Origin of the sequence: Rhizobium sp. BR 250 (assembly GCF_047445855.1) — a bacterium.
Classification (GTDB): domain Bacteria; phylum Pseudomonadota; class Alphaproteobacteria; order Rhizobiales; family Rhizobiaceae; genus Agrobacterium; species Agrobacterium tumefaciens_I.
The window spans coordinates 241,483-261,331 of sequence record NZ_JARWKW010000005.1 but is presented as its reverse complement, the minus strand read 5'-3'; the positions used below and the strand labels follow the sequence as shown (position 1 = coordinate 261,331).

The window sequence follows — 19,849 nt, the reverse complement described above, 5'->3', positions numbered from 1 at the left end:
GATCGTTCATTGCCTTCGGACCTGCGAAAACCGCTTTTGGGTCGTCAGAAAAAAAGCGCCGGTATCAACCGGCGCTTTTCCGTCATTATGGCTCTGTCGGTGCTTGCGGTTTTCTCAATCGGCGGCTTGTCCGTCTATACGGCGCTTTCGCCCGGCAATTTGCAGAAGACGGCGACCGGGCCGGAGGCAAAACCTCAGCTTGCCGAAAAGACGCCTGCAGCGGCACCGGCCGATGTGACGGCTCCCGGCGACACCGCTGGCCTGCAGCCGCAAAGCGGGCGGTCGGGCGCCAATATCAATCGTGAGACAATGCCGGACGGTAATGTCGTATCGGTTTATTCTCCCCGCCCGCGCGAGGGCGACGGGCCGGTGCTGATGAGCGGCCAGACCTATGGTCAGGACCCGCGTATGGCGACGCGACCCAATGAGGAATTGCTGGAAGAGACCCCATTCGGCAAGTTGCCGATCATCGGCGCGGATGGTTTGCGGCCGATGGAGCAATATGCGCGGCCATGGTCCGGCGCACGCGGCACCCGGGTGGCGATCGTGGTCGGTGGCCTCGGTCTCAGCCAGACGGGATCGCAAAAAGCGATCCGGGAATTGCCGCCGGAGGTAACGCTCGGTTTTGCCGCCAGCGGCAACAGCCTGCAGCGCTGGATGCAGGAAGGGCGCCGTGAAGGGCATGAAATTCTTCTGCAAATCCCGCTGGAACCGTTCGGTTATCCGGGTACCAATCCCGGACCGGACACGCTGCTGGCGGGTGATCCAGCCAAGGTCAATATCGACCGGCTGCATCGCTCCATGGCGAAAATCACCAATTATACCGGCATCATGAATTATCTTGGCGGGCGTTTTCTTGCCGAGCAGGCGGCGCTGGAGCCGGTGATGCGCGATATCGGCAAGCGCGGCCTGCTGTTTCTGGATGATGGCTCTTCGGCGCAGTCGCTGAGCGGTGGTATCGCCAAGGCGATTTCCGCCCCACAGGGTTTTGCCGATATTTTGCTCGACGGCGAAGTGACAGAAGCTTCCATTCTGCGCAAGCTGGATGAGCTGGAGCGAATTGCGAGGCGTAATGGCCAGGCGATCGGCGTTGCTTCGGCTTTCGATGAAAGCATTGCGGCGATCTCGAAGTGGTCGCGCGAGGCTGGCGGACGCGGCATCGAGATCGTCGGCGTTTCTGCGCTTGTTTCCGGGCAGGCAGGGCAGTAAACCTTGCCTGCGCCATTTCCGGCGCCCAGATAGTGCGGGTTTCCCATGACAATCAAAGCAGAAGATTTGCCTTACCGTCCCTGTGCGGGAATTATGGTGCTGAACGCCGATGGCCTTGTCTGGGCCGGCCGGCGTATCAAGGAAGGCAATTCCGAATATGATGGCTCACCGCATTTGTGGCAGATGCCGCAGGGCGGCATCGACGACGGCGAACGGCCTTTGACGGCCGCCATTCGTGAGCTCTACGAAGAGACGGGCATGAAAACGGTGAGTCTGCTTGCGGAGGCGAGCGACTGGATTCACTACGATCTACCGCCCGAACTGATCGGTATAGGTCTGAGGGGCAAATATCGCGGTCAGGCACAGCGCTGGTTCGCATTCCGTTTCGAGGGTGACGAAAGCGAAATCCAGATCGATCCGCCACCAACGGGACATACAGCCGAATTCGACGCCTGGGACTGGAAGCCGATGGAAAGCCTTCCCGAATTGATCGTGCCGTTCAAGCGCGCGGTTTACGAGAAGGTGGTTACGGAATTCCAGCACCTTTCCGGCAAATAAAAAGGCGGCCAATGGCCGCCTTTCTCTTTTCAATGGTAAAGGCTTATTCTGCTTCGTTGGCGGAATCGGCGTTGAGCTGGCCGTATTTTTCAGCCCCGATCTTGCCGAGCAGTTCGAGCTGGGTTTCGAGGAAGTCGATATGACCTTCCTCATCGGCCAGCAGTTCTTCGAAAAGCTTCATGGAGACGTAGTCTCCGGCCTCATAACAGATTTCGCGCGACTTCTTGTAGGACGTGCGGGCGTCGTATTCGCCGGCGAGGTCCGATTCCAGAACTTCCTTGACGTTCTGGCCGATGCGCAGCGGCGCAACGGTTTGAAGGTTGGGATGGCCTTCGAGGAAGATGATGCGTGCGACCAGCTTGTCGGCGTGCTGCATTTCCTCGATGGACTCAGCGCGTTCCTTCTTGGCGAGCTTCGTGTAGCCCCAGTCTTCCAGCAGTCGATAGTGAAGCCAGTACTGGTTTACCGCACCGAGTTCGAGAAAAAGGGCTTCGTTAAGCCGCTCGATGACTTTTTTGTCGCCTTTCAATGTCCGCTCTCCTGTTCTCTTCATGGAATTGCTTCAGGCGGGACATAAAATCAAAAACATCGGCCTCAGTCGAGTGGCGACGGGCGTGATATTCTTCGGTGGTTTTGATGATCAGGTCGACAACGGTCGGAAAACAGCCGCAGCAGCGACCGCGTTTTTCCATGGCGTGATACACTTTTGCAGGAACGATGAGCTGCCAACAGTCCTCGTCGAGGAGTTCGTTGATGACGTCCCGGATCTCATGATCGGTAATGTAATTGCAGCTGCAAACCAGCATGATGGACTGCCTGTATGACGCAACACGTTGTTTTCATTCTTAAACCAAAACAGGACAGCAAATGTCAAGAAAAACCTCCTGGCGAACCGTCGCAAGTTTTCTAGACTCATTCTAAACTATACGGAAACTATCGTGTTTTCATTAGTTTAGGGTTTTGATCTTTCCGGTATTTTGTCTTCAAGTTTTTGTGCGCGGCACAATTGCCGGCGGCGATATCACGAAAAGTTTACTGGGTTTCGCCGGCCGGCAGGGCGGGGATCGATGCCCTCAGGCGAAATATTGCCCGCCATTGGCCGTCATCGTGGAGCCGGTGATGAAGCCGGCCTCGTCGGACACCAGAAACAGGACGCAGCGCGCGATTTCTTCCGGCTCGCCCAGTCGCCCGACGGGAATTTGCGGCACGATCCGTTCGGCCAGAACCTTCTCCGGTATCGCCCGCACCATCTCCGTGCCGATATAGCCGGGGCAGATGGCGTTGACGGTGATATTGCGGCTGGCGCCTTCCTGGGCAAGCGCCTTGGTGAAGCCGATATCGCCCGCTTTCGAGGCGGAATAATTGGCTTGTCCCGCCTGGCCCTTCTGGCCATTGATGGAGGAGATGTTGACGATGCGGCCGAAGCCACGGTCGCGCATGCCGGGCCATACGGGATGTGTCATGTTAAAGACGCCGGTGAGATTGGTGTCGATCACCTCGCGCCATTGCTGCGGCGACATCTTGTGAAACATCGCATCGCGGGTGATGCCGGCATTGTTGACGAGGATTTCGACCGGCCCGAAGGTCTCTTCCACCCTGGCGATGCCACCGACGCAGGCGTCGTAGTCACGCACATCCCATTGGAACGCCGGGATGCCGGTTTCCTTCTGGAAGGCTTCCGCCCTGTCCGTCGTGAAGGCGTAGTTGACGGCCACCCGGTAACCGGCCGCCTGCAAAGCGCGGGCAATCGCGGCGCCTATGCCGCTCGTCCCGCCGGAAATCAACGCAACCCGGCTCATATCGGCCTCCATTTCCAGAACTGCTTTAACCGTGCTCAACGGCCACAGAAATGCGGCCAATGGGAGGCCGCTTCTACCCTATTGTCCGTCGAACCGGAATTGCTTTTTGGAAAGCCGTAAAGTGGTTTCAGAGAGCCTCGATGCACATGGCGACACCCATGCCGCCACCGATGCAGAGCGTTGCGAGGCCCCTGGACACGTTACGGCGGCGCATCTCGTAAATCAGGGTGTTCAGGACACGCGCGCCAGAAGCGCCGATCGGATGGCCGATGGCGATTGCCCCGCCATTGACGTTGACGATCGCAGGATCGAGGCCCAGTTCGCGCACCACCGCGCAGGACTGGGCGGCAAAGGCTTCGTTGGCCTCGACAAGGCCGATATCACCGATAGACCAGCCGGCCTTGGCCAGCGCCTTGCGGGAGGCGGGGATGGGGCCGGTGCCCATGATCTGCGGATCGACACCCGCTGTCGCCCAGGAGGCGATACGCGCCAGCGGCTTGATGCCGCGCCTTCCGGCCTCTTGCTCGGACATCAAAAGTGTGGCGGCTGCGCCGTCATTCAGGCCGGAGGCGTTGCCGGCCGTAACCGTACCCTCCTTGTCAAAGGCGGGGCGCAGCTTGGCCATGGTTTCCAGCGATGCGCCGGCGCGAATGTGCTCGTCCGCATCGATGACGATGTCGGCCTTGCGACCCTTCACCGTGAAAGCCACGATCTCGTCGGTGAAACGACCAGCGTTTTGCGCGGCCTCGGCCTTGTTTTGCGATGCAACGGCGAACTGGTCCTGCTCGTCGCGGGAAAGCTGCCATTGCCGGGCGATATTTTCAGCGGTGATGCCCATGTGGTAGCCGTAAAAGGCGTCGGTCAGGCCGTCCTTCAACATGGTGTCGATCATCTTGAAGTCGCCCATCTTCACACCGCCGCGCAAATGCGCGCAGTGGGGCGCCATGGACATGGATTCCTGGCCGCCGGCAATGACGATGGCCGCATCGCCGGTGACGATCTGCTGCATGCCGAGCGCGACGGCGCGCAGGCCGGAGCCGCAGAGCTGATTGACGCCAAAGGCGGTCGCTTCCTGTGGGATGCCGGCCTTCATCGCCGCCTGCCGTGCCGGGTTCTGCCCCTCACCGGCTGTCAGAACCTGACCGAGAATGACCTCATCGACTTCACTGGCGGTGACGCCGGCGCGCTCGAGCACCGCATTGATAACGGTCGCGCCAAGCTCGTGGGCGGGCGTGTTGGCGAAGTGGCCATTGAAAGAGCCGACGGCGGTGCGGGCGGCACTGGCAATCACAATTGAAGGCAGGGTCATATCAATTCTCCTCACAGGCGGCGGAGACTGACAAAGCTTTTAATGCAAGTCAAATGGCGAAAGTTACTTTAAAAGATGTTGCTAAATTACACGAGAATCTTGCCGAAAATTGCTGCGCAAAAAACAAACTGTTGCGATGCACAAAACATTTGTCAGACGGCTTGTTTTGCGCATACACTTCGCGCGGGAAGAGCAAGAACACCAAAAAACAAGAAAATACCATCATCGCGAGGAGGCGGGCATGGCGAAACACGACGGCGAAACAATCATTAAAAAATATGCCAACCGGCGGCTCTATAATACCGGCACGAGCACTTACGTCACGCTCGATGATCTTGCGCAGATGGTCAAGCGCGGCGAGGAGTTCAAGGTACAGGACGCCAAGTCGTCCGAGGACATCACCCATGCGGTACTGACGCAGATCATCGTCGAGCAGGAGGCTAAAACCGGCAATACGCTGCTGCCGACGGCGTTTCTGCGGCAATTGATCTCCTATTACGGCGACCAGATGCAGATGGTCGTGCCGACATTCCTCGAACATTCGATGAAGACATTTTCCGACCAGCAGAGCCAGATGCAGGAGCATATGGCCAAGGCTTTCGGCGACGGTTCGCTTGCCCGCAATTTTCAGGCGCCGTTGCAGATGATGGAAGAGCAGATTCGCCGCAACACGGAACTTTTCCGGCAGGCCATGCAGGGTTTCACGCCTTTCGCAATGCCGCAGGCGCCGAAGGAAACCCGCAAGCCGAATGCATCCGAGATCGATGAGCTGAAGGCGCAGCTACGCGCATTGCAGCAAAAACTCGACCAGCTCTAATTCTGCCTTATCCAGGCCGATGCCGGATTGGACTACCGCATCGGCTGCTGCTTCAGACTTTCAGCCTGTCGTTCTTTCCGGCACGCGCAGCAGAAGCAGGAACCCAGCCCCCAGGAAAACGATGAGCGTGGCCATGCCGATATGGGCGGAGCCGCTTATATAGGTTGCTATGGAAAACGAGAGCGTGGCCATGAAACTCGTGGCGCGCCCGGAAAGTGCATAGATGCCGAAATAACGGCCGGCCTCTGCCACGGTGATGTTGCGGGCGAGATAAGAGCGTGAAGAGGCCTGAACGGGACCGAAAGCAAGGCCGATCAGCACGCCATACAGCAGATAGGCCTTTTCCGCGCCTGTCGCGAAGATACCGCCATTGTCGGCGGTCGATAATTGCACCCAGCCGAACAGGGTGGAACCCTTTTCCGTCGAGACAATGCCGACCGTGGCGAGCAGCAGCAGCACCAGACTGATGAGGATGGTGACGCGCGAGCCGAGCTTCTGGTCGACGCGGCCGGCGGCAAAGCAGCCAGCTATGGCGACGATATTGAGCAGGATACCGAAGAGGCCGATTTCCATTGTCGCCCAACCGAACATGCCGGCGGCAAAGGCGCCGCCGAGGATCAGCACGCCATTGACGCCATCCTGATAGAGCATGCGTGCTATCAGGAACCGCAACAGCGTGGGGCGGTAGCGAAGCTCGCGGAGCGTAATCTTCAGCTCACCAAGTCCAGAGCGGATCGCGGCTGCAAAGGGCAGGCCCTTTTCAGCATCCGGGGTCAAAAGGAACATCGGCAGAATGAAGACGAGATACCAGAGCGCGGCAAGCGGGCCGGTTATTCTGGCGTCCTCGCCGCTTGCAGGATCGAGACCAAAAAGAGGTTTGATACCGGCGATCGTCAGCCCCGTCTGCGGGTTGGCGGCGAGAAGTGCCACCACGGCAATCAGCACCACCATTCCACCGAGATAACCGAGCCCCCAGGCAAGATTGGAGATGCGCCCGACATTTTGCGGATTGGTCAGCCGCGGCATCATGGAATCATTGAAGACAATCGAGAATTCCGCCGCGATGGAGGCGAGGATCATGCAGATGACCGGCAGGATGACTGGCGAGCCCGGTGCCGCAAACCAGAGGAAAAACAGGCTGACGATCTTGATGACGGCAAAAAAGGCGATCCACGGTTTGCGCGCGCCGGATTGGTCGGCGATGGAGCCAAGGATGGGGGAGAAGAGGGCGATGATGATCGACGACACCGTCGCCATGTTGCTCCACGTCGCCTGCGCCGAAATCGGATCATCGGTGAGGCGGGCGACGAAATAAGGACCGAAAATGAAGGTGGTGACGACCGTGAAAAACGGCTGCGCCGCCCAGTCGAACATGACCCAGCCCCAGATGCCGCGTTTGGTAACCACTGTTTCCGCGTTTGGGGAGGGGACAGTCATTCATCGTCCTATCGGGAAATCGGGGGATAAAATGCGCGAGGCTGGCGCAAGTGCGTCGTTTGCCGCCATCCGGGCGATGACCCGGATGGCGTTGTTCGGGTGGCGATCAGCGTGCCTGAACGATATCACCAAGCAGCCCGGCTGCTACGGTCAGGCGGGCGAGGTTGGTGTCGCCGCTTTCACTGAGCGCGCCAAGTTCGGAGACGATGCGGTTTACCCGCACGCGGTCGGCGGCATACCATGCCTGAACCGGGTCCTTCTCCTTCGCATACTCGGTCAGGGCCGAGATGACGATACGGCGTCTCGACGAGGAAATCTGGTCCTGGCTGCGCAGGAGAGCCAGGCTCTCATAATGGTCCGCCGGCGTGATGCGCTGGCTGGCATCCAGCAGACGCGCCACACGGAAGGTCGAGGAGACGGTGGCATAGCTTTCAGCTGCGCGAGCGAGCGTTGTGCCTGCACTTTCCGCGATACGCATGATCTCCGGCACATAGACCAGCAGGGAAAGCGTATCCAGCTCTTCCAGAAGGCCGGCAGGAACCCCGTCGATTTCCGTAATTCCAAGCTCGCGGCGATATTTCGCCGCCGCCGGCGACAGCGTCTTGATCGCGGTTTTCAGGCGTTCGATCTCCCCCGCCATGTCACCCGTTGCCGCGCCGGCGCTGCCGGTCTGCAGGTAAAGCCTGCTCGCATCGGAGAAGATGCGGGTGATCGTGGCATAAAGCCCGTTCTGGACCTCACCGCCCACCTTGCCGTCAAGCGCATCGACCTCGCCCCACAGGCGTTTGAGGCCGAAACCGTCCTCGACGATCACCGCCGCCTTGACCACGTCGGCGGCGAGCAGACCGCTTGCATCCGCAAGTTTCTGCACGAAGCCCGGGCCACCGCGATTGACCACGGCATTGGCGAGCGCGGTCGCGACGATTTCGCGGTGCAGGCGATGCGCCTTGATATCGTCCGCATAGTTCTTCTGCATCTTGGCCGGGAAATAGTCGGCCAGCAGATGTTGAAGATAGGGCTCATCCGGAAGCGGGCTCGCTACCAATGCGTCGAACAGGGTCAGCTTGGCATAGGACAGCAGCACGCCGATTTCCGGCCGGGTGAGCGGCTTGCCAGCGGCGTATCTTTCGCTGAACTCGGCATTGTTCGGCAGAGTTTCCACCTTGCGGTTCAGCTGCCCGCTCGCTTCCAGCGCACCCATCAGGCGGCCGAGTTCCTCGCGGTTCGCCAGCCCCAGCCGCTCCGTCAGCGAGATCGCCAGCGATTGCAGGTAGTTGTTGCGCAGCACCAGCTGGGCCACTTCCGGCGTCATGGAGGCAAGAAGCTGGTTGCGTTTCGGCATCGTCAGGCGACCGCTGTTGACGGCGGAAGCAAGCGCGATCTTGATATTGACCTCTACGTCGGAGGAGTTGACGCCTGCTGAATTGTCGATGGCATCGGAGTTGCAACGCCCGCCCGCAAGCGCATAGGCAATGCGGCCCTTCTGGGTGATGCCGAGATTGGCGCCTTCGCCAATGACCTTGGCGCGCAGCTCCGTGGCGTTGACGCGGATCGGGTCGTTTGCCCTGTCACCCACCTCGGCATTGGTTTCCACCGCCGCCTTGATATAGGTGCCGATGCCGCCGAACCAGAGGAGATCGGTCGGCGCCTTCAGGATGGCCGTCATGATCTCGAAGGGCGTGGCGACGGATTTGTCGATGCCGATGGCGGCCACAGCTTCCGGCGTCAGCGTCACCGATTTTTCGGAGCGGGAGATAATCATCGCACCAGCCGAGAGAGCCGAACGGTCATAATCCTGCCAGCTGGAGCGTGGCAGTTCGAAAAGCCGCTTGCGTTCGGCAAAGGACCTGTCGGTATCGGGATCCGGATCGATGAAGATGTCGCGGTGGTCGAAGGCGGCGATCAGCCGGATCTTTTCCGATAGCAGCATGCCGTTGCCGAAAACGTCGCCGGACATGTCGCCCACACCGGCCACGGTGAACGGCGTGGTCTGGATGTCGGTGTCCATTTCACGGAAATGGCGCTTTACTGTCTCCCAGGCGCCACGGGCGGTGATGCCCATCTTCTTGTGATCGTAACCGGCGGAACCACCCGATGCGAAGGCATCGTCCAACCAGAAACCGGCTTCGCGGGCAAGGCCGTTCGCCGTGTCGGAGAAGGTAGCCGTTCCCTTGTCGGCGGCGACAACGAAATAGGGGTCGTCACCGTCGAGCCGTAACGTATCGGCCGGCGGCACGATGGCGTCGTCAACGATATTATCGGTAATCGAGAGCAGGGTGCGGATATAGGTCTTGTAGGCCTCGCGGCCGGCATTAAAGACCTCGTCGCGGGAGCCGCCGGCGGGCAGGTTCTTCGGGAAGAAGCCACCCTTGGCGCCGACCGGCACGATGACGGCATTCTTTACCTGCTGCGCCTTGACGAGACCAAGCACTTCGGTGCGGTAATCCTGACCGCGATCCGACCAGCGTAGACCGCCGCGCGCCACCTTGCCGAAGCGCAGGTGCACGCCTTCGACTTCGGTGCCGTAAACGAAGATTTCGCGGAAGGGGCGGGGGTCGGGCAGGCCATCCAGATGTTTCGGATCAAACTTGAATGCCAGAAGGTCACGCGGGGTACCGTCGGCATTTTTCTGGAAGTAGTTGGTGCGCAGCGTCGCATCGATGGCGTTGACGTAACGCCGCAGCGTGCGGTCCTCATCGAGATTGGGAACGCCGCTCAGCGCGGCTTCGATCGCCTTGTGAATCTCCGCGAGTTTCTTCACCCGCTTCTTTTCTTCGACGGATGGATCGAAGCCAGCCTTGAACAGCGCGAAAATATTCCGGGAAATCGCCGGATATTTATAGAGCGTTTCGGAAATATGCTCCTGCGAATAGACGATGCCGGTCTGGCGCAGATAACGGGCATAAGAGCGCAGCACGGAAACTTCGCGCACGGTCAGGCCGCAGGCGAGGATCAGGCGATTGAAGTTGTCATTGTCCACCTTGCCGGAGAAGGCGGCAAGGAAAGCTTCCTCGAGTTTCGGCCCGTAATGCGGAAGGTCGAGCGTCGTGCCGGCTGCGACGGAAAGTTCCATATCGTGCAGCACGATGTCGCGCTTTTCGCCTTCCGAAACGACACCGATATCGAAGGTGCGTTCGCTGATGACGTTGAAGCCCAGATTTTCGAGCAGAGGCACGCGCCTTGAGAGGGGAAGGTGGCCGTCGCGGTGGAAGATCTTCAGCGACAGCGTTTCGGCCGATTGGCCTTCCTGCTGATAGAATTCGATGCGGACCGGCTCACCCTTCGCAGCGCCCAGAATATCCTGCATGTCGCCGATCGCCTCTTCCGGCGTGAAGGCTTCCTGATAGGCCTGATCGACCTCCAGCACCGGCGCGCCGGGTTCGGAAAGGGCGATGAAATGGTCTATCCAGCGTGCCGCGATATCACTGACGGCGTCTTCAAGCCTGTCCTGGGCGATGCGCGGCGTCTTGCCTTCCGTGCGGCCGACGATGAAATGCACGCGGGCGACGGCGCCTTCCGGGAAGGCGGGGTAATAGGCGGAAATGTGCCCATCATAGACCTTGCTCAGATAGTCGCCGATCTTCTCGCGGACATAGGAGTTATATTCCTCGCGCGGCACAAAGATGATGGCGGAGACGAAGCGGTCGAAACGGTCGATACGGGCAAGCACGCGCACACGCGGGCGGTCGCTTAGTTCCATGATCTGCTCAATGAAGCGGATGAGGAGATCGGTCTCGATCTGGAAGAGATCGTCGCGGGGATAGGCTTCCAGCGTGTTTTGCAGGATTCGGCCGGAGTGGCTGTTCGGATCGAAGCCAAAATGCCGCTCGACTTCCGCCACCTTGGCGCGCAGCAGCGGAATCTGCTTGACCGAACGTGTATAGGCCGTCGCCGTGAACAGGCCGACGATGCGCAATTCGCCGATGACATTGCCGTCCTCGTCGAAGCGCTTGATACCGATATAATCCATATAGGCGCGGCGGTGCACGATGGATTTCACATTCGCCTTGGTGACGATGAGGAAATCCGGGCCGTCGAGGAAGGCGAGAATTTCGGGCGTCGTCGTCACGGCATTCTTGCCGAGGCGCAGGACGCGCACATCGGGATCACTCAGGCTGCCGAGGCCGACGCCGTCACCGCGTTCGACCTTCGCGTTCTTTCCCTTGCCGGAATAGGTGTAGTCGCGCATGCCGAGGAAGGTGAAATTGTCGTTGCGAAGCCAGTTGAGGAACTCGACGGCTTCTGCCCGCTCGGCCTTGCGCCGCGACGAGCCGCGCTTCGACAACTCATCCAGCGCTTCATCGAGTTTCGCCAGCATGGGACGCCAGTCGCGATAGGCGGATTGTACCTGCGCCAGCACGAAGCGCAGCCGCTCTTCCAGCGCTGCGGCGGCCTGCGGCGTCAGCGGCGCGATATGCAGCTGGATAAGGCTGATATTCTCGGCGGGATCGTCCTCGGGCTCGGCAAGGCGGTAACCGGCCTGTGCGTCCTCATCGCGAACGAGGATGGGGTGCACGGCGAGATAAAGGCCGCGATAGCTGCTGGTGACTTCGCCCATGACGGAATCGTAGAGGAAGGGCATGTTGCGGCCGATAATGGTCAGAACCGTTACCGGAATATCGCGCGGTGAAACTCCTTCCACCGGGGTGATGCTGATGTGGGGCGCTTCTCCGGTCCAGTGCGAAAGCGTCTCGAAGCTGTGGGCTGCGCTCGCCGCCAGCATCTCCGCGGAATAATATTCTATATCGTCGGCACTTGACCTTCCATAAAGAATACCTGGATCAAGAAATTGGACATTTTCGGCAATTGCCTGCTGACGCGCTTTTTCGATCTGTTTTTCGCGTTTTGGATTATTTCTGTAGCCCATTTGACGTGGATTCCTCCAAAAAATCACACTTTAATGTAAAAAAGCACCGCCAATTTACGGATTTTGCCTTTTCAGTCGAATCGGATATTGGCGTGGAATTACGAAGAGTTTAAGAGGCTTTCGTGTTTCTTCAGTCGGTAAGTGAAATTTTTTTGCTTCTTTTGCCATGAGGGTCTGTCGCGAAGCATTTGACAGTATTTTAGCGGCTAATTTTTAGGCGGTTCTTTGGCTGCCATGTGATGTTGCGGCCACGGTCGAAGCAAATTATTGATTTGCGCCTATTTTTGTGGTACACCAACGACACTGATCCACAGCGTGGCATTTGTGTGCCCAAAAACACCACGAAAGCAACACCTCTTTTGCACGCGGTTTCCGTGACATATCGAGCGTTTACGTTATCGAACCCCGCAAGACGGGAAGGTGTGTTTTTGCGTGCACGGCTGGACCAGTGCGGAGTCACCTGACGGTTCCCCCGTCTCATCAGGGCCTGACCGACCCAACCCCGGCATCCCCGGGTATGTAACAGGGAGTTTTTAGAACGAATGACGACCCAGCAGAAGAAATCTCCAGCACATCACGGTTTTAAAACCGGTGAAGCGATTGTGTATCCCGCTCATGGTGTCGGTACCATTTCTGCCATCGAGGAACAAGAAGTCGCCGGCATGAAGCTTGAGCTTTTTGTCATTGATTTCGAAAAAGACAAGATGCGTCTTAAAGTTCCCGTCGCCAAAGCCGTCAGCATCGGTATGCGCAAGCTTTCCGAAGGCGATTTTGTCGAGCGGGCACTGAAAGTGGTGCAGGGCAAGGCGCGTGTGAAGCGTACCATGTGGTCGCGCCGCGCGCAGGAATATGATGCGAAGATCAATTCCGGCGATCTCATCGCGATTGCGGAAGTTGTACGCGATCTCTACCGTGCGGAAAACCAGCCGGAGCAGTCCTATTCCGAGCGTCAGCTTTATGAAGCTGCTCTCGATCGCATGGCGCGCGAAATCGCCGCCGTCAACAAGATGTCCGAAACCGAGGCTGTCCGCCTGGTGGAAGTCAACCTTGCCAAGGGCCCCAAGCGTGGCAAGACCGTTGAAGAGGACGATTCTCAGGACGAAGCCGCTTAATAACCGGCCTTTTCCTTCTAAAAAAACCCGCCTTGATGGCGGGTTTTTTGTTGCCTGGTCGATAAGGCGCTCATCACAGGATGCGTATTTTCATGCCCTTGCGCAGATGCGGCAGAATGCGCCGCATGTCGCGGGGGTGCAGGGCGACGCAGCCTGCGGTCGGTTCGTATCCCGGCCGGATCAGATGCATGAAGATCGCCGAGCCGCGGTTGCGGCTTCTTGAGGTGATGTTCCAGTCCAGCACCAGACAGACATTGTAGAGGCCGTCCTTGCGCATCATCTCCTCATGGCTTGGGGCAAAGGGCGCCTTGACCAGCCTGTTGTAATTGGCGTCACGGGGCTCGTCGCACCACAGCATGGATTTTTGCGTCCGTTGCATCGGTAAAGCGGTGGTGACGCCGGTGTTACGGTCACCACGATAAAATCCGTGCAGCAGGCGGATGATGGAAATGGGGGATTTTCCGTCTCCTTCGCGTTTCAGCGCGGTGCGGCCATTGCGCCCGATGGCGGCGGGAAAGGTGAGATGCCCAAACTGGACGATCGCCCGGCTTATTTTCAAGGGTGCGGGCCGAACCATGAGCGTCAATGCGCGTTTATGTTGCTTCACGGGCTGTTTGCTCATGTTTTTCACGAGATTTTGCTTTGCAGGTTATCTAACGTGAAGTCATAGCACTTCGTTATATCATGGCAATGGGTTGACCTTTTATCGGCAAACCGCTGAATTGGCTGACAATTAGAGTACCATGCGTCCTTTGGGGCGTAGAGAGAACGCTCTAACTCTTTTAAACTAGGCATTGTGCTTTGCGAAAATCGAACGCGATTTTCGGGCCTGTGCGCTAAAGTAAGAAAGGCTGAGAATCCGAATGACGGCTCGCACTATCCTTCTGGTGGACGATGACGACGATCTTCGGGAGACGCTGACCGAGCAACTGTCTCCCTATGAGGAATTCTCGCTGCTCAGCGGTGCAAATGCCGCGCAGGCGATGCAGACCGCCAAGACCGCCCAGGTCGATCTTCTGATCATGGATGTCGGTCTTCCGGACATGGACGGTCGAGAGGCGGTGAAGCTATTGCGAAAGGGCGGCTTCAAGGCGCCGATCATTATGCTTACCGGTCATGACACCGATTCCGATACGATCCTCGGGCTGGAAGCAGGCGCCAATGACTATGTGACGAAGCCGTTTCGCTTCGCCGTGCTACTGGCGCGCATCCGGGCGCAGCTGCGCCAATATGAGCAGAGCGAGGACGCGGTTTTCACCGTCGGTCCCTATCAGTTCAAGCCCAGCCAGAAGCTGCTGACGACGGAAGACGGCAAGAAAATCCGACTGACGGAAAAGGAAGCGGCGATCATTCGTTATCTCTACCGCGCCGGCAGCACCGTCGTGACCCGCGATGTCCTGCTGGAAGAGGTCTGGGGTTACAATTCCGGTGTCACCACGCATACGCTCGAAACGCATGTCTATCGCCTGCGCCAGAAGATCGAGCGTGACCCCTCCAATGCCGAAATTCTGGTCACCGAGAACGGCGGCTATAAAATCGTTCCCTGAGAGCGGGCCCTTTCATTGCTGGAAAGCTTACGCCGCGCGTCTGAAAAGATGCGTGGCGTTCCAACATCTTGTATTTTGAGGACTGATATTGGAAAACCGCTATAGTGATGCAGGCGGTTTTCCGGAGTAACGAACGACATGGCCTTGACGGACGATATCATTCTGCTGGGGCAAGTGCCGTTGTTTGCCGGGTTCAGCGACGACCAGTTGCGGCTCATCGCCTTCGGTGCCGAACGCCGTCGCGTCTCGGCAGGCCAGACATTGTTCCGGGAACATTCGCCGGCCGAATGCGCCTTTGCGGTGACGGCCGGTCATTTCGAGCTTTTTACGGCCGGGCGGGATGGCAAGCCCGTGCTGCAGGCGACACCCGGCAAGGGGGCGCTGCTTTCGGAACTTGCGCTTTTCACCCTCTGCGAAAGAAAATTCACTGCCGTTGCGGCGGAAGATTCCGAAGTCATCCGGATAACGCGCATCCTCTTTCACCGACTGGTGGAGGAGTTTCCAGAGGTTGCCGATATCGTCTCGGCGCGTATTCGCGATAATATTGCGTCGCTGGCGGCGGGTGCGGCCCGTTTGCAGAACCGCTTCGTCTGACGCCAGTCAAACCCCCATTCTTCAGAAACGGAAATGGGCCGTGACCGGAACATGGTCCGACGGCCGGTTCCAGCCGCGGGCCTCGCGCAATATGTCGATTTTTTCGAGCGAGGAACCGAGATCCTGAGACGACCAGATATGGTCGAGGCGACGGCCGCGATCAGCCGCTTCCCAATCCTTGGCGCGGTAGCTCCACCAAGTATAGATCTTTTCCGTTTCCGGTACGTTCAGGCGCATCAGATCGAGCCAGTTGCCCTTCTTCATGATGTCCAGCATGCCTTCGGTTTCGATAGGCGTATGGCTGACGATCTTCAGAAGTTGCTTATGTGACCAGACGTCGTTTTCAAGCGGCGCGATGTTGAGATCACCAACGAGAATGGACGAGGTGCCGGGTGCGCCATCGGCGCGTAGCGCCTTCATCTCCTCGATGAAATCGAGCTTGTGGCCGAATTTCGGGTTGATCGACCGATCCGGCTCGTCGCCGCCGGCCGGAACGTAGAAATTATGCAGCCGCACGCGGCGCGATCCGACCTGGAAAATCGCGGAAATGTGCCGCGCGTCACCCACACCGCAATAGTCCTGCCGGTGATCTTCGGTCAGCGGAATTTTCGAGGCGATGGCGACGCCGTGATAGCCCTTCTGGCCGTGGATGATGACGTGTTCGTAGCCCAGCGCCTTCAGCGGCTTCATCGGAAACTCGCCATTCGGACATTTCGTTTCCTGCAGGCAGAGAATGTCGGGTTTGTAACGCACCAGAAACTGTTCGACGATCGGCATTCTGAGCCTTACGGAATTGATGTTCCAGGTGGTTATCGAAAACGACATGCATGTGCTCCGCTTTTACGGCCTTGAACCGCATGGTTCGCGGCAAGTTTCCGGGGCGCAGGCTTATAACATCGTGACGAAAACGGGAATGTATTTTAGCGGCAAAATGAAAAAGGCGGCCGTAAGGCCGCCTTTCGAAGCGTTTCCCGGGCTTGAAGCCTCAGCCGCCTTTGCGGACTTCTTCGTAGTTGATGTTGAAGACACGCTCATCGAGGTTCACGCCGGTCTGGACGTTGAAGATCATGACGGTCGTGTCCTTGTTCTGGGCATCAGTCGTGGTCCATTGCCGCAGATCGAAGGTTTTCGGATCAAACATCAGGGTAATGGTGGAATCGCCGAACACACTCTTGTCGCCGAGCACGATGGTGGTCAGGTCGGATTCTTCCTTCACGTCCCGGACCTTCTGGTTGCCGAGATCGATCTTGTCGGACAGAAGCAGGCTGAGCGGGGTCTTTGACAGCGGATAAAGATCCCATGTCTTCAGCTTCATATTGCCGATGACGACATTCTTGCCATCGGCGATGACGCGCATGGGCGAGGGGTCTTCATAATTGAAGCGAAGCTTGCCGGGGCGTTCGATGTAGAATTTGCCGCCGGTCTGCTCACCGCGCGGGCCGAACTGCACGAATTCTCCCATCATGGTTTTGACCGAAGAGAAGTGGTTGGCGATTTTCTGCGCGGTTGCGGTATTGCCGGCTGCCTGGGCGAATGCATCGAGCGGCGCGAGGCCGGCGATCACCGCAGCCATGGAAAATGCCGTCAGCACGCCACGTCGCGTCACGCCGCTCTGCGCCGCGTTTGCATTGGCCGTTTCGCCGGTGGTGAGGTCGTTCATTCTGTTCTCCTTCATCGCAGCGATTGTCCGCATAAAAGGCGGCGGCTTCATGACGTTGAAAGCGTGTAATAACGCTTCTCGGCCCCGCTTGGTTGCGGCTCTATCGCTCGATGATGTCTGCTTCTGTCGGTACGAGGATTTCGCGTTTTCCGGCATGATTGGCGGGGCCGATAATGCCCTCCTGCTCCATGCGTTCGATCAGCGAGGCGGCGCGGTTGTAGCCGATGCCGAGGCGCCGCTGCACATAGGAGGTGGAGGCTTTACCATCGCGAAGCACTACGGCCACGGCCTGATCGTAGGGGTCTTCGGAATCGGAGAAGCTGCCGCCGCCGACCGGGCCGCCGCCAGCACCGTCCTCGTCGTCTTCTTCGGTAATGGCTTCCAGATATTCCGGCGCGCCTTGTGTTTTCAGATAAGCGACGATCTCTTCAACTTCATTGTCGGAGACGAAGGGGCCGTGCACGCGCTGGATGCGTCCGCCGCCTGCCATATAGAGCATGTCGCCCATGCCGAGCAGCTGTTCGGCGCCCTGTTCTCCAAGGATGGTGCGGCTGTCGATCTTCGACGTGACCTGGAAGGAAATGCGGGTCGGGAAGTTGGCCTTGATGGTGCCGGTGATCACGTCGACGGACGGCCGCTGGGTGGCCATGATGACGTGGATGCCGGCGGCACGCGCCATCTGTGCCAGACGCTGCACCGCGCCTTCGATGTCCTTGCCGGCCACCATCATCAGGTCGGCCATTTCGTCGATGATGACGACGATATAGGGCAGGGGCTTCAGATCGAATTCTTCCGTTTCGTAGATCGCCTCGCCGGTCTGACGGTCGAAGCCGGTCTGCACCGTGCGGGTGAGGATTTCGCCCTTGTCCAGCGCCTGCTGCACGCGGCTGTTGAAGCCGTCAATGTTGCGCACGCCGATCTTCGACATCTTCTTGTAACGCTCTTCCATCTCGCGCACCGTCCATTTCAGGGCCACGACGGCCTTTTTCGGATCGGTGACGACAGGGGAAAGCAGATGCGGAATGCCGTCATAGATCGACAGTTCCAGCATTTTTGGATCGATCATGATCAGGCGGCACTGTTCCGGCGACATGCGGTAAAGCAGGGACAGGATCATGGTGTTGATGGCGACGGATTTACCGGAACCGGTGGTGCCGGCGACCAGTAGATGCGGCATCTTGGCGAGATCGGCGATGACGGGTTCGCCGCCGATGGTCTTGCCGAGCGCCATGGCAAGCTTGGCCTTGCTGTTTTCGAAGTCGCGGCTGCCGATCAGTTCCCGCAGGAATACGGTTTCGCGCGTCTGGTTCGGCAGTTCGATGCCGATGGCATTGCGGCCGGGAACGACGGCGACGCGGGCGGCGATCGCGCTCATGGAGCGGGCTATGTCATCCGCAAGGCCGATGACGCGTGAGGATTTGATACCGGGCGCCGGCTCCAGCTCGTAAAGTGTCACGACCGGGCCGGGGCGGACGTGAATGATTTCGCCCTTGACCCCGAAATCCTCGAGAACGCCTTCCAGAAGGCGGGCATTCTGCTCCAGCACTTCCTCGCTCAGCATGTTGTCACGCACGACATTCTTCGGCTCGGCCAGAAGATGGACGGTGGGCAGCTGGAAACCGTCGGCGGCGATGAAGGAGGCCTGCGCCTCTCTTGCCACGCGCTCGCTTGGTTTCGGTCGCGCGGAAGGCGCGGTAATTTTGGTCTGCCCGCGTCCCGGGGCTTGTCTGGCGGTAAATCTCTGGTCGGATTCGTCGTCGGAAAGAATGCCGTTCGGCAGGTTGCGTCCGTCTGCGTCAAAAGACGGCTCGTCATCCATGTCGTCGTCATGATCGAGCGCGATGGAGGGCGGCGACATCTGTCGGCGCGATGCGGCACGCTCTTCGAAAGACGGTTCTGCGCGCTGGTCGAGACGATTGATCGCGGTCTTCAGGCGCGATGGTTCGTTCAGCGTGCCGAATTCATATTCGTTGAAGTCGTAGGGGTGTTCGAATTCCTCATGCAGGGATTTCGACTTAAGGCCGAACAGGCGGCGGAAACGCGCCTGGGTGATGTACCAATAATGCGTCAGAGCGCCGAAGGCGAGCATGTTGGCGAAGAAACCTTCACCATCGTCCTCATCATCCTCTTCGGCTTCACGGGCAGCGCGGGCTTTGCTGGTGGCGACCGGGACAACTTCTTCCCGCTCCAGCTCGTCGTCTAGGCCACCGATAATACCGGCAGCGAACAGCATCAGCCAGGCGGCGGGAGCCGCGAATATGACGCCGAGCACGGTGGCGACTGTGCCGGTGGGGTAAGCGCCGATGAAAAGCGCGGGAAAGCGCAGGATCATGTCACCGATGACGCCACCGATGCCGTTCGGCAGGGGCCACGTGACGGGTGCCGGAAAACAGCCGAGCGAGGCGGCGCAGACGATGGCGCCCGCAACCCATGCGACGAGGCGGGCGGGTATGCGATTGAACTTGCGTCCGGCGATGAGCGCGATTGCCCAGGCGATGATGGGCAGGAATGCGATGATTGCGGAAAGCCCGAGGAACTGCATCACGATATCGGCGAAGATCGCGCCGCTGTAACCCAGAAGATTGGTGGGCTGGTTGCCCGTGGCGTAGGAGAGGCTCGGATCCGCCACATTCCATGTGGCGAGCGCGGCAATCCCCAGTGCTATCGTGGCCAAAAGAGCGAAACCGGCAAGAGCCATGATCTGACGCACGAAAAACGCCGTCAACACGAAGCGCGTGTGACGACCATCGAATGTCGGAGAATGCATTCTGCCCATGTCCCTGAACCCGTTGTTTTGTGGTTTCGGCAAGATCCGGCAGGGTGACCTGATCCCGGATTGACAGGGAAAACTAACCGCTTGCTGGTTAATGTCGTGTTAACCATGCGGCTTTTTGAGGCTGAGCACGGATTTGCGGCAAAGAAAAAGGCCCGCCGGAGCGG

16 protein-coding genes are annotated in these 19,849 nt (G+C 58.8%); 6 read left to right on the top strand and 10 right to left on the bottom strand.

Annotation, left to right across the window (positions count from 1 at the left end; translation table 11 throughout):
* Positions 1 to 9: 9 nt before the first annotated feature.
* Together QD336_RS10505 and QD336_RS10500 are read left to right on the top strand one after the other, a co-directional pair.
* The gene (locus QD336_RS10505; RefSeq protein ID WP_499170567.1) at positions 10 to 1,209 is read left to right on the top strand and encodes a divergent polysaccharide deacetylase family protein; all 1,200 of its coding nucleotides are present in this window, start codon (positions 10 to 12) and stop codon (positions 1,207 to 1,209) included.
* Between the two features lie 45 nt (positions 1,210 to 1,254).
* Positions 1,255 to 1,767, top strand: coding sequence for an RNA pyrophosphohydrolase (locus tag QD336_RS10500; protein WP_499170566.1), 513 nt, complete (start codon positions 1,255 to 1,257; stop codon positions 1,765 to 1,767).
* Between the two features lie 43 nt (positions 1,768 to 1,810).
* Here the strand turns inward: QD336_RS10500 and bfr are convergent, their stop codons facing one another.
* The 4 genes from bfr to QD336_RS10480 form a co-directional block, all read right to left on the bottom strand.
* A complete protein-coding gene (bfr, locus tag QD336_RS10495) occupies positions 1,811 to 2,296 on the bottom strand; it encodes a bacterioferritin (protein WP_269347192.1) in 486 nt (161 codons plus the stop codon).
* Positions 2,262 to 2,573 (bottom strand): (2Fe-2S)-binding protein, encoded by a 312-nt coding sequence (locus QD336_RS10490; protein WP_269347193.1) that lies wholly within the window; start codon positions 2,571 to 2,573, stop codon positions 2,262 to 2,264. Before QD336_RS10490 ends, bfr begins: the two co-directional genes overlap by 35 nt.
* A gap of 267 nt (positions 2,574 to 2,840) precedes the next feature.
* Complete coding sequence (gene phbB, locus QD336_RS10485; protein ID WP_499170564.1) at positions 2,841 to 3,566, bottom strand: acetoacetyl-CoA reductase; 726 nt, start codon at positions 3,564 to 3,566, stop codon at positions 2,841 to 2,843.
* A 127-nt stretch (positions 3,567 to 3,693) separates the two neighbouring features.
* A complete protein-coding gene (locus QD336_RS10480) occupies positions 3,694 to 4,875 on the bottom strand; it encodes an acetyl-CoA C-acetyltransferase (RefSeq protein ID WP_499170563.1) in 1,182 nt (393 codons plus the stop codon).
* Between the two features lie 241 nt (positions 4,876 to 5,116).
* On the opposite strand from QD336_RS10480, the gene phaR reads away from it, so the two are divergent.
* Positions 5,117 to 5,692 carry a polyhydroxyalkanoate synthesis repressor PhaR gene (phaR, locus tag QD336_RS10475; RefSeq protein ID WP_269347196.1) on the top strand — a complete coding sequence of 192 codons (576 nt, stop codon included), beginning with the start codon at positions 5,117 to 5,119 and terminating at the stop codon, positions 5,690 to 5,692.
* Between the two features lie 60 nt (positions 5,693 to 5,752).
* Here phaR and QD336_RS10470 read toward each other — a convergent pair whose 3' ends face one another.
* Positions 5,753 to 7,129: an MFS transporter gene (locus tag QD336_RS10470; protein WP_499170561.1), complete on the bottom strand. Its 1,377-nt coding sequence runs from the start codon at positions 7,127 to 7,129 to the stop codon at positions 5,753 to 5,755.
* A 106-nt stretch (positions 7,130 to 7,235) separates the two neighbouring features.
* Complete coding sequence (locus QD336_RS10465; protein WP_499170559.1) at positions 7,236 to 11,996, bottom strand: NAD-glutamate dehydrogenase; 4,761 nt, start codon at positions 11,994 to 11,996, stop codon at positions 7,236 to 7,238.
* A 542-nt stretch (positions 11,997 to 12,538) separates the two neighbouring features.
* On the opposite strand from QD336_RS10465, the gene QD336_RS10460 reads away from it, so the two are divergent.
* On the top strand, positions 12,539 to 13,108 hold the full coding sequence (locus QD336_RS10460) for a CarD family transcriptional regulator (protein ID WP_003505223.1): 570 nt from the start codon (positions 12,539 to 12,541) through the stop codon (positions 13,106 to 13,108).
* 73 nt (positions 13,109 to 13,181) lie between these two features.
* Here QD336_RS10460 and QD336_RS10455 read toward each other — a convergent pair whose 3' ends face one another.
* Positions 13,182 to 13,685, bottom strand: coding sequence for a L,D-transpeptidase family protein (locus QD336_RS10455; RefSeq protein ID WP_499170661.1), 504 nt, complete (start codon positions 13,683 to 13,685; stop codon positions 13,182 to 13,184).
* A 286-nt stretch (positions 13,686 to 13,971) separates the two neighbouring features.
* Between QD336_RS10455 and QD336_RS10450 the strand changes: the two genes are divergently transcribed.
* Together QD336_RS10450 and QD336_RS10445 are read left to right on the top strand one after the other, a co-directional pair.
* Complete coding sequence (locus QD336_RS10450) at positions 13,972 to 14,655, top strand: response regulator transcription factor (RefSeq protein WP_003505216.1); 684 nt, start codon at positions 13,972 to 13,974, stop codon at positions 14,653 to 14,655.
* A gap of 138 nt (positions 14,656 to 14,793) precedes the next feature.
* On the top strand, positions 14,794 to 15,249 hold the full coding sequence (locus QD336_RS10445; protein ID WP_499170557.1) for a cyclic nucleotide-binding domain-containing protein: 456 nt from the start codon (positions 14,794 to 14,796) through the stop codon (positions 15,247 to 15,249).
* A 21-nt stretch (positions 15,250 to 15,270) separates the two neighbouring features.
* Here QD336_RS10445 and QD336_RS10440 read toward each other — a convergent pair whose 3' ends face one another.
* The 3 genes from QD336_RS10440 to QD336_RS10430 form a co-directional block, all read right to left on the bottom strand.
* Positions 15,271 to 16,074, bottom strand: coding sequence for an exodeoxyribonuclease III (locus QD336_RS10440; protein ID WP_499170556.1), 804 nt, complete (start codon positions 16,072 to 16,074; stop codon positions 15,271 to 15,273).
* 160 nt (positions 16,075 to 16,234) lie between these two features.
* A complete protein-coding gene (locus tag QD336_RS10435; protein ID WP_269347205.1) occupies positions 16,235 to 16,960 on the bottom strand; it encodes an outer membrane lipoprotein carrier protein LolA in 726 nt (241 codons plus the stop codon).
* A gap of 49 nt (positions 16,961 to 17,009) precedes the next feature.
* Positions 17,010 to 19,676 (bottom strand): FtsK/SpoIIIE family DNA translocase, encoded by a 2,667-nt coding sequence (locus QD336_RS10430; protein WP_499170554.1) that lies wholly within the window; start codon positions 19,674 to 19,676, stop codon positions 17,010 to 17,012.
* Between the last annotated feature and the right edge of the window lie 173 nt (positions 19,677 to 19,849).